10 protein-coding genes and 1 pseudogene are annotated in these 10,383 nt (G+C 35.6%); 9 read left to right on the top strand and 2 right to left on the bottom strand.

Translation table 11 applies throughout. The annotated features are described in order from the left end of the window. Positions 1-2,402 precede the first annotated feature (2,402 nt). Both BTO22_RS13680 and BTO22_RS13685 read right to left on the bottom strand, forming a co-directional pair. Positions 2,403-2,636 carry a hypothetical protein gene (locus BTO22_RS13680; protein ID WP_105055973.1) on the bottom strand — a complete coding sequence of 78 codons (234 nt, stop codon included), beginning with the start codon at positions 2,634-2,636 and terminating at the stop codon, positions 2,403-2,405. A gap of 1 nt (position 2,637) precedes the next feature. Continuing rightward, positions 2,638-4,074 (bottom strand): hypothetical protein, encoded by a 1,437-nt coding sequence (locus BTO22_RS13685; RefSeq protein WP_105055974.1) that lies wholly within the window; start codon positions 4,072-4,074, stop codon positions 2,638-2,640. A gap of 834 nt (positions 4,075-4,908) precedes the next feature. Here BTO22_RS13685 and BTO22_RS13695 point away from each other — a divergent pair. The 9 genes and pseudogenes from BTO22_RS13695 to dhiA all read left to right on the top strand — a co-directional run bounded on the left by BTO22_RS13695 (position 4,909) and on the right by dhiA (position 10,261). Then, positions 4,909-5,463, top strand: a complete 555-nt coding sequence (locus BTO22_RS13695; RefSeq protein ID WP_105055975.1) for a hypothetical protein — start codon at positions 4,909-4,911, stop codon at positions 5,461-5,463. Between the two features lie 134 nt (positions 5,464-5,597). Further along, complete coding sequence (locus BTO22_RS13700) at positions 5,598-6,113, top strand: hypothetical protein (protein WP_105055976.1); 516 nt, start codon at positions 5,598-5,600, stop codon at positions 6,111-6,113. 167 nt (positions 6,114-6,280) lie between these two features. Further along, positions 6,281-6,724: a GNAT family N-acetyltransferase gene (locus tag BTO22_RS13705; protein ID WP_105055977.1), complete on the top strand. Its 444-nt coding sequence runs from the start codon at positions 6,281-6,283 to the stop codon at positions 6,722-6,724. 190 nt (positions 6,725-6,914) lie between these two features. Further along, positions 6,915-7,382: an Sbal_3080 family lipoprotein gene (locus BTO22_RS13715; RefSeq protein WP_105055979.1), complete on the top strand. Its 468-nt coding sequence runs from the start codon at positions 6,915-6,917 to the stop codon at positions 7,380-7,382. A 157-nt stretch (positions 7,383-7,539) separates the two neighbouring features. Further along, positions 7,540-8,016, top strand: a complete 477-nt coding sequence (locus BTO22_RS13720; protein ID WP_105055980.1) for a hypothetical protein — start codon at positions 7,540-7,542, stop codon at positions 8,014-8,016. 254 nt (positions 8,017-8,270) lie between these two features. Beyond that, entirely contained in the window at positions 8,271-8,612 is a 342-nt protein-coding gene (locus BTO22_RS13725; protein ID WP_060993041.1) for a hypothetical protein, read from the top strand. 165 nt (positions 8,613-8,777) lie between these two features. After that, a complete protein-coding gene (locus tag BTO22_RS13730) occupies positions 8,778-9,278 on the top strand; it encodes a plasmid fertility inhibition factor family protein (RefSeq protein WP_146107545.1) in 501 nt (166 codons plus the stop codon). A 193-nt stretch (positions 9,279-9,471) separates the two neighbouring features. Further along, positions 9,472-9,743: pseudogene (gene dhiT, locus BTO22_RS13740) on the top strand (type II toxin-antitoxin system toxin DhiT). Further along, positions 9,737-10,261, top strand: a complete 525-nt coding sequence (gene dhiA / locus BTO22_RS13745; protein WP_105055982.1) for a type II toxin-antitoxin system antitoxin DhiA — start codon at positions 9,737-9,739, stop codon at positions 10,259-10,261. Before dhiT ends, dhiA begins: the two are co-directional and overlap by 7 nt. Positions 10,262-10,383: the final 122 nt, after the last annotated feature.

The raw sequence follows: 10,383 nt of genomic DNA on the forward strand, positions 1-10,383 counted from the left end.
TTTCAGTGATTAAGGCGTTAAAATTCAGCTAGGTTTGTATCGTAGCAAACGTGTTATGCGGGCGTTGTGCGTACTGAGTCCGAAATTTTTTGTACGGTTCGTCAATAGAATCGAGGCTTTTGTAGTTTCGGCTTAGTAAGCGTCCTTTTCTTCTTTGTTGCCTTTTGGTTTTCGTATCATCAGGTTCGGCAAATTAGCCCTTATTTACCTAAGTTCAGGCGTTTCAGAGGCTAATTTACGCTTCAATTGTTCTTTGGTTATGCCTCATTTTATTCTGCATCAGTGTTTTGCTCGTAGCATTTTCAATCCCAATTGTGGCAAGGATATTTGGTTTATCAGTCCCAAATCTACTGAAACCAAGTCGTTCAAATGGTGTGAAAATTGTATCTGTTTTCCATTTACTTTATCTCGCAATTTAAGAACATTTTGTTCGCTTAATTGGTATCGGTAAATTAGAATCTAGGCTTAGAAAATCTTGGCTGGGCAGTTCTTTACCAAGTTGACCAAGCCGAAAGTAAGCACGCACAACAATCGCATCAACACGATTTATTACATTCGGCGTTCTGGGTTTGCCTTTAGTTTTGTGATTAAGGCAATAAAATTCAGGTTGGTCTGCATGGTAATAAACGTGTTATGCCAGCGTTGTGCGTACTGAGTCCGAAATTTTTTGCACGGTTCATCAAAAGGATCGCGGCTTTAGTAGTTTCGGCTTAGTAAGCGTTCCTTTCTTCTTTGCTGCCTTTTTGCTTTCGTATCGTCAGGTTCGGAAAATTAGCCCTTATTTCCCTAAGTTCAGGCGTTTCAGAAGCTATTTTACGCTTCAATTGTTCTTTGGTTATGCCTCATTTTAGTTTGCATCAGTGTTTTCCTCGCAGCATTTTCAATCCCAATTGTTGTTAGGATATTTGGTTTATCAGTTCCAAATTTGCTGAAACCAAACCGTTCAAATGGTGTAAGAAATGTATCTGTTTTCCATTCACTTTATCTCGCAATTTAAGAACATTTTGTTCGCTTAATTACTACCGGTAAATTAGAATCAGGGCTTAGAAAATCTTGGCAGGGCAGTTCTTTACTAAGTTGGCCAAGCCGAAAGTAAGCACGCACAACAATCGCATCAACACGATTTATTACATTCGGCGTTCTGGGTTTGCCTTGGGTTTTGTGATTAAGGCGCTAAAAATCAGGTTGGTTTGCATGGTAATAAACGTGTTATGCCAGCGTTACACGAACTAAAGATTGTAGTTTTTTGGCTCAGTTCAGCGACAGAACCATTTGATTTTCAGGTGTGAATGTAGGGTGGTTTTCCTTCTTCTTTGTTTCCTTTTGGTGTTCGTTTCATCAGGTTCGGCAATTGGCCATTATTGCCAAAAGTTCATGGATTTCAGAAACTAATTCACGCTTCAATTGTTCATGGTTTTGCCTCATTTTATCCTGCATCAGTGTTTTCCTCGCAGCATTATCAATCCAAATTGTGGCAAAGATATTTGGTTTATCAGCTCAAAACTTGCTGAAACCAAATCGTACAAATGGTGCTAGAAAAAGGATTGTTTCGTTTCGCAGTTTTTATAGTTGAACGGTTCTTTTGTTCGCTAAATTGGCTTTTGTAATTTAGAATTAGTTTCTAAATATTATTGGTAAATCAGTTCTTTACCAATTAAAGCGAAGTGTTGACAAAGATCGTGTAACAATCGCATCAACACGATGCTTATAACATTCGGCGTTTTTGGTTTGAAGTGTAATTGGCTTGGAAGGTTGGTCGTTAGCACGTGTTATGCAAGCGTTGTGCGTACTGAGTCCGAAATTTTTTGCACGGTTCATCAATAGGATCGCGGCTTTCGTAGTTTTGGCTTCGTAAGCGTTCCTTTCTTCTTTGTTGCCTTTTAGTTTTCATTTCATCAGGTTCGGCAATTAAGTATTGTCGGCCTAAGTTCAGGCGTTTCAGAGGCTGTTTTACGCTTCAATTGTTCTTTGGTATTGCCTCATTTTAGCCTGCATTAGTGTTTTTCTCGTAGTATTTTCAATCCCAGTAGTGGCTAATGTATTTGGTTTATCAGTTCCAAATCTGCTGAAACCAAGTCGTTCAAATGGTGTAAAAAATGTATCTGTTTTCCATTTACTTCATCTCGCAATTTAAGAACATTTTGTTCGCTTAATTGGCGTCGGTAAATTAGAATCAGGGCTTAGAAAATTTTGGCAGAGCAGTTCTTTACCAAGTTGGCCAAGCCGAAAGTGAGCACGCACAACAATCGCATCAACACGATTTATTACATTCGGCGTTCTGGGTTTGTCTTTAGTTTCGTGATTAAGGCGGTAAAATTCAGGTTGGTTTGCATGGTAATAAACGTGTTATGCCAGCGTTATAAATTTAGTGGCAACCTACATGTAGCCACTAATTATTGTGTTTATTTGAAAAAGTTAAGCAGGTAATAGAAAGCCTTTGATTTACTTTCTTTTTTCAAAGAAAGTGTGGTATCGGCAGATTGGAAAGTTCTAGTCTCAACATCTAAATCTATAGATAACTTTTCATACCGAATTAAGAGTAGTGACTTTGTTTTTTTTATCTCTTCTTTTTCGGTATCATTTTTTAAAATATAATATGAAGGTGCTGTATTAGACCACAGAGTTTGTTTATCCATATTAACTTACCTTGTTTTGTAATAGCATCATATTGTTTTTCAAAGTTACTTTATTGTCGTTATTATAGTCGTTTAATAAGGAACTGTACATTATTTTCAAAGAAATTAAGATGGACAATGAATGACATAATTGCTTAGTTAATGCATGGTATGATTCTGATTTCATTGGGTTTTCTAAGAAGTTAATCTTGTTTACATATATATTTAAAATACATGCAATTTGCTCTGATTCTGTTGGTATCTTGGGAAAGCTAGATGTTAGTTCCATTTTTCCGATGGGGATTGATAGAATTGATTTTGGTCTATCTTGATCTTGCTCATAGTAGTTTTTAAGTTCTAACTTAAAATTTTCATTCATGTATCGGCTATAGAATGCTGACTTATCTAGGTTATCCAGATGTTTATCTAAAGATTTCATCAGGTCTTCAACATAACACTCTCTTTTTGATTCAACAGTTTCTGGTGCACCGAATAAATTAGGATGATTTGGGCGTAGATCTGAAGTTTGTTTGGTATAGGAGAATGGCATGCATAAAGGATGATGATTTGTTTTATTATGATCATAACATTTAGAAAAAATATCTTTTTTATCTAATTGACATGTCATTGTCTGCTCACAAACAAGAATATAATCACAATGTTCCAAGCGTGACTGTAAATTTGTTCCAAACAAAAAGAATGGAGAATTTAAGATAGCATCTTTTGAAAAAATTGAATTATTATCTTGCTTATGCGTGGCATTTTGTTCGAAAGATGTTTTAGCTGAGTGGCTTGGTACTAAATTAAAAATATTAGCTTTAATGTGTAATTCATCAGCACCTTCTGAGAACTTTTTAGTAACTTTTAATACAGATTCTAAACAAGTTGATATTGCGTTATCTAATGTGCGGTTGTATTTATTATATTTCCTTTTTTTCCCCAAGACGCTACCTTGCTTTGCATTTTCAATTCGGATTATTTTATCTAAATCAAATATACATGTATTTACAATATCTGACATATTAATACATTGTGAGCTATTTTCATTAATGGCATCAACACATGGTCGAGCTTGGTTCTCTGCTTCTTTTCGTTGGGCTCTTATGTAATGTAATACACCAACAATTAGAGCAAGAATAACGGAAACTCCAAAAAAAAGAGTTTCTCTTTTCCATGTTGTTCCTGCAAACCACTGTTCTTGTAATGAAGTACCAAATACTGACACACAAGATGCCCAAAAAATACTTAACCCTGCCAATAATAAATGCCCATAAGCAGAGTGGCTCATTCGTGCTACTTTACGTACTACTGGAGTGTTTTGATTACGTACAATGAGAAAACATACAATAGTAGCGAATATAATTAATATTGTTAATATAATACCAACTGTTCCCATTTGTTCAAAGTAAGTTGTTTTTTCTACCGCTTGAGTCGCATCTAATTGAGGTGATTGTGTCATTATTTAACCGAGATTAATGATATTTAAAGAATTTTTTAGAGTTTATCATACACTATTCGTTAGGTAAATTTATAACAAATGCATCAACACGATTTACTACATTCGGCATTGTAGGTTTGTCTTTGGTTTTTGTGTTTATGGCGGTAAAATTCAGTTTAATCTGCATAGTAGTAAACGTGTTATGCAGGCGTTGTGCGTACTGAGTCCGAAATTTTTTGCACGGTTCATCAATAGGATCGCGGCTTTTGTAGTTTCGGCTTAGTAAGCATTCCTTTCTTCTTTATTACCTTTTGGTTTCCGTATTATCAGGTTCGGCAAATTAGCCCTTATTTTCCTAAGTTCAGGCGTTTCAGCGGCTATTTACGCTTCAATTGTTCTTTGGTTATGCCTCATTTTATTCTGCATCAGTGTTTTGCTCGCAGCATTTTCAATCCCAGTTGTGGCAAGGATATTTGGTTTATCAGTTCCAAATTTTCTGAAACCAAGTCGTTCAAATGGTGTAAAAAATGTATCTGTTTTCCATTTACTTTATCTCGCAATTTAAGAACATTTTGTTCGCTTAATTGCTATCGGTAAATTAGAATTAGGGCTTAGAAAATCTTGGCAGGGCAGTTCTTTACCAAGTTAGCCAAGCCGAAAGTAAGCACGCACAACAATCGCATCAACACGATTTATTACATTCGGCGTTCTGGGTTTGCCTTTAGTTTTGTGATTAAGGCGGTTAATTCAGGTTGGTTTGCATGGTAATAAACGTGTTATGCCAGCGTTAGGCGCTACTGATCATTTTAATTCATCAATAATATAAATACTATTTAGTTATATAGAGTGATATCAATGGAAATTGCAGAAAATATTTTTACAATCTTAGGGGCTATGGGGTTTACCTCTGTTGGCACGGCATTTATGTTAAAAACGTTTATTCAAACTGGTATTAAAGAATCGATTTCTAATATTTACAAAAAAGAATTAGAAGTGCATAAGTTCTATCTTAAAAACTCCGAAATGGTTTTTAAATATAAGCTTGAAGCCTCAAAAAAACTATATAAGATAAGGCAGTCTATCATACCAAAAATTACTAATTCTGATATGGATTGGGATGATGCCAAGGAGGAGATTGCTTCTTCTTTTGAAGTATATGAAAAAGCCCTTGATGAATTTCTGTGTGAATACCAAGCAACTCTCTCCGCTGATGTGTTAAAGCGAATTTGCGATGCTGTAAGTGCTTGTTCGAAAGGGCAGTTTGGTTATTACTGGAAACCATATGATTCTTCTCCTACATGTACTCAATCTGCTAAAGATAATGCATCTGAATTGTTAGAGGCTATTGATGAGGCTGCGGAATTACTAAGGAAAGAAGTTCATAGTTTGATATCTGTACCAAGCGCCTAACAAAGCAATCAACACGATTTATTACATTCGGCGTTGTAGGTTTGTCTTTGGTTTCGGTGTTTAAGGCAGTAAAATTCAGCTAAGTCGTCGTAGTAATAAACGTGTTATTGCGGCGTTATGTTTATGGAGTAATAATGAGCGATTATATTAAGTTAGTACAAAAATTGGACTCAGATCTTGAAGCTGTAGGGAAGTTACTGCTTGAAAATAAGGGAAATTCTGCGTTAGAAAATGCATACGTTAGAACATTCTTTTCCACAGTTGAGGGCTTCATGTATGCATTTCGTCAGGAAGCTATGGCAAGTAAGGACTTTGAAGTCATCTTTGACTTAGCTGAACAGGCGAAACTAAAAGAGTGCAAATTTGATAGAATCAGACAAGTTATAAAAAAAGACAAGAATAACCTCAAATTTAAAGAATCTGTTAAGTTCTCATGTAAATGTTTGGCTAAATCCCGTGGTGTAGAGCCAAAAGATTTGGGTTTCTTTGGTGTGGGCTGGGACAATTTTTTAGCAGCCAATAGTATTAGAGACCAATTAACTCATCCTAAAAGAATCGAAGATTTAACTCTTGATGTGGAAACACTAGAAAGCGTCGTAAAAGCAAAGGTTTGGTTCAAGGATCAGGTTCTGCAGAAGTTGGTAAAATAAACATAACAAATGCATCAACACGATTTACTACACTCGGCGTTGTCAGTTTGTCTTTAGTTTCAGTGATTAAGGCAGTAAAATTTAGCTAGGTCTGTATCGTAGCAAACGTGTTATGCAGGCGTTATAAGCACCGATTTATTAAGGTTATTTGAGCCAGAGGTAAAGGTTTGAAATTTTCTACGCGTTCAGCGAAAGATAGTGATTTTGAGTTCTTATTTGAACTTAAAAAGGCAGCTGAATTTGAGGCAATTAAGGCTGTATTTGGTTGGGACGACAAAATCCAACATGAAATGCATCAAGATGAATGGGATGAAGAAAAGCCAACCATTATTGAAATATCAGGTGACGCAGTAGGTAGCTATTTGCTTCAAAACAAAGGTGATCATTTCTATTTTTGCCGTTTCTTTTTATTACCAAGTTTTCACGGAAAGGGCATAGGAAGTCAGATTTTAAGTCAATGTTTAGAGTTTGCTGATAGTGAAAATAAGCCAGTGAAATTGTGTTATTTGCAAGGTAATCGGGTAGGCGGTTTATATCGTAAATTTGGTTTCCAAGTAACGTCTGAAGATGCTCAATTTGTTCATATGAACCGTGTGAGAATGTGCTTATAACAAATGCATCAACACGATTTGCTACATTCGGCATTCTAGGTTTCTTTGGTTTTACCGTATTAAGTGGTAAATTTGAGCTTAATCTGCATAGTAGCAAACGTGTTATGCAGGCGTTATGTTTTTCTTTGTTATTTACGGTTCTTCGTCCTTTATATATAATTGTTCTTTATTTACTCAAATAAGTACGATAATGAATAACAAACTTCTAATTTTATTGTTTCCTGTGTTACTGGCTGGCTGCTCATCTCCTAAATTTTCAGCTGAACCGATAAGTTCAGAGAACCAATCTAATGAAATAACTATCGTTAAAGACAATGAAACACGTGATGTTTTTCTACAAACGATGAAAGAATGGTGCCTTGATACCGGTCATCAATGTGAAGTTGCTGCAGATGATACAACACCAAAAGCTGAGGACTTAACTCTAATTTATTCCTCACGTTGGAGTTGGGATTTTAGGACGTTTATAGCTGATGCAAAAATTAAAGCTTACAAGAATAACCGAAAGGTTGGTGAGGTAGAATTTAAAGCTCCGAATGGCTTAAATACCAATAAGTTTGGTGATGATAGCAAACGAATTGAATCAATGATGTCTATTTTGTTTAATCAAGAAACAATTGATGCAGCTCAGGATAAAATATCTGATGGTTCGATATAACAATTAGAACAAACATAACAAATGCATCAACACGATTTGCTACACTCGGCGTTGTCAGTTTGCCTTTGGTTTTAGTGATTAAGGCAGTAAAATTCAGCTTGGTTTGCATAGTAGCAAACGTGTTATGCAGGCGTTAAGTCTAAATAGGTAAGTTAAAGTGGAAGATTTTAAAGTTGTATTATTGAGTGTATTCTCAGGTGTTCTTACTTCGGTTGTTATTTATTGGTTTAGTTTAACAATGAGTAAAATTATCCTACCTTGGTATCGTAATTTAATGTATCACGGAGTTGATGTCTCTGGTGAATGGAAAGGTCGTTCTTACTTGAAGGAGGACGTATTCTTTGAATTATCTTTATCTCTCGAGCAAACTGCTAATGATATTACTGGTGTATATACCTCAAGTAAATATCGCAATGGAGACTTAGAATCAACCTCTGTTATGAAGGTTAAAGGTGCCTTATGGGAAGGTTTTTTATCTTTGAATTGTCGAACTGTAAGTAATAAACGGCTTTCTTTTGGATCGATGTTATTAAAGGTTGATTCTGACCGTTTAAGAGGTAAGCAATTATTCCGTAATTTAAATCATAAAGGAGATCCGATTGTAAATCTTTTGATAGAGTTTGAACCGAAGTGATTATTTAAACTTAACAATCGCATCAACACGATTTACTACACTCGGCATCTCAGGTTGTCGGGTGTTTCTCGTTTTAAGGCGTCAATATTAAGTATAATTGTTTGGTAGCAAACGTGTTATGCAGGCGTTATGGCATTTGATTGTTTAAAGGTGAGTATTCTATATCTTAATCATGAAGCTAAATTTCTAAAATGTTGGCAATTGTGTTTGTATTTATAATATCATTGCCGATTACTTAACTATTGGTTTTAATTATGAATCGAGTGTTTTCTTCAGTCTCAATTTTTTTGGCTGTTTTCTGTTTAAATTTTACTGCCCAAGCTAATTCTATGCTGTCTAATCCTTGTTCTTTCCCTTTGAACAGCCCTAATTACGAGAGTTGCAAGGATAAAGCCATCAGTGATTCTTTTAATTATGAACAGTCGATATGGACAATGGATAAAGAAGCTCCATTTTTAACTCTTATGGATGATACTCGTTATCCAGAGGATCCTGAATGGCAGTCAATGGATATCTCAGATAAGGTTAAGAATGAAAGTCGAAATAAATGTGCATTATCAAATAAAAACGATTGCATTATCTTCGATAAAGATTAGTTCTTAACCCGCCTTAAGAACTGCCATAACAATCGCATCAACACGATTTGCTACATTCGGCATTCTAGGTTTCTTTGAATTTACCGTGTTAAGTGGTAAATTTGAGTTTAATCTGCATGGTAGCAAACGTGTTATGCAGGCGTTATGTGCAATTTAGGGATGAATATGATGGAATGTCTTTACGAAGTTATTGAAAGCATAGATGGTAATTATGCTATTTTTGAGGTGCCATTGTCATCTGGTGATATTGTCTATATGAAAGCTAGCCATTGTTATAATGGATTATTCCAATGGTATGTTGTTATTGTTGATAGAGTAAAATTTTTTGAACTTTGGGCAAAAGATCCGAGTGCAGAAGAAAATAAATTAGCAACCGGTGGTTTAAAAGAATGGGAAGCTGATTATAAATATAATTTAGCAGCAACTGGTTTTAGTAAAGGTTATGAAAATCCAGTCCCACTACCTACAATGATTTGTGATTATAACTCTGAAAAATGTGAGGATTATGTCTCAATTAATAATGGTATAACTAGGACAATTTGGTTAGCTTCGAAAGGTGCAGAGTTTATTCCAGTTTTATGTAGAGAGCGCGATGGAGCTAAAAAATTACATGAATTAGTAGGAATTAATGGTGATTCAATTAGACAGTTAGTTGAGTTAATCTGAAGCACATAACAAATGCATCAACACGATTTGCTACATTCGGCATTCTAGGTTTCTTTGAGTTTACTGTATTAAGTGGTAAGTTTGGGCTTAATCTGCATGGTAGCAAACGTGTTATGCAGGCGTTACATGCTAAAGTTGTCTCCTTTGAGATACAGTGCTATAGTTTAACCAGATTTGATAATTAGAGGTTGCTATGCCAGAGATAGATGCATTGCTTGGGCTTTCATTTTGTCTGTATTTTTTCGACAACAAGCAGCATAAATTGCCTCATATTCATGTCAAATATGGTAGCTATGAGCTAATCATAGCAATTGAAACAGGTGAGTGCTTAGAGGGTTATTTACCAAATAAGCAACGAAAACGAGCAGAAGCTCACATTGAAAGCAATCGAGTAAAATTGATGGCAATGTGGAAACAAGCAGTTGCTGGTATTAATCCGGGTAAATTATAGGTGACGTATGTTGAAAGTAATTGATGTTGATTTGGTAGCTGATTTTACACTTGAGCTTACTTTTAGTGACGGTTATACCGGTGAAGCAAACTTAACTGAGTATTTCCAAAAAGAAGCATTTAGCCACGTGACTAATTTTCAAAAGTTTGCATTAACGGCTGACGGATCTCTTGATTGGAGTGGTGCTGAATTATCTGCTGCAACGTTAAAAGAAATTACGGTTGGTAGTTATACTGAATCTGATTTAACGCCTTTTGACGTTAAAGAAATGGAAATGGTAATCAAGCAGGCTTCATGGGATTCAATGCAAGAAGGTCGAGCTGACATTTTGCAAGCGGCCATTCGTTCTTATGTTGAACAATTTGGCCACAGTGTTGTAATTGAGCGTGCAGGAATTAAAAGTAGAACGAGTGCTTATCGTTCATTAAAACCTGAAACGACACCAAGTTTTGGTACTTTGGTTCAATTAGGTCATGCAGTTATTGAATTGGCTAAAGATAGAGTATCTGCTCATTCTTTGAGTCGCATGTAACAAATGCATCAACACGATTTGCTACATTCGGCATTCTAGGTTTCGTTGAGTTTACCGTGTTAAGTGGTAAATTTGAGCTTAATCTACATAGTAGCAAACGTGTTATGCAGGCGTTATATGCT

It is taken from the genome of Aliivibrio sifiae (assembly GCF_002954705.1).
In the GTDB taxonomy this organism is placed as follows: Bacteria; Pseudomonadota; Gammaproteobacteria; order Enterobacterales; family Vibrionaceae; genus Aliivibrio; species Aliivibrio sifiae_A.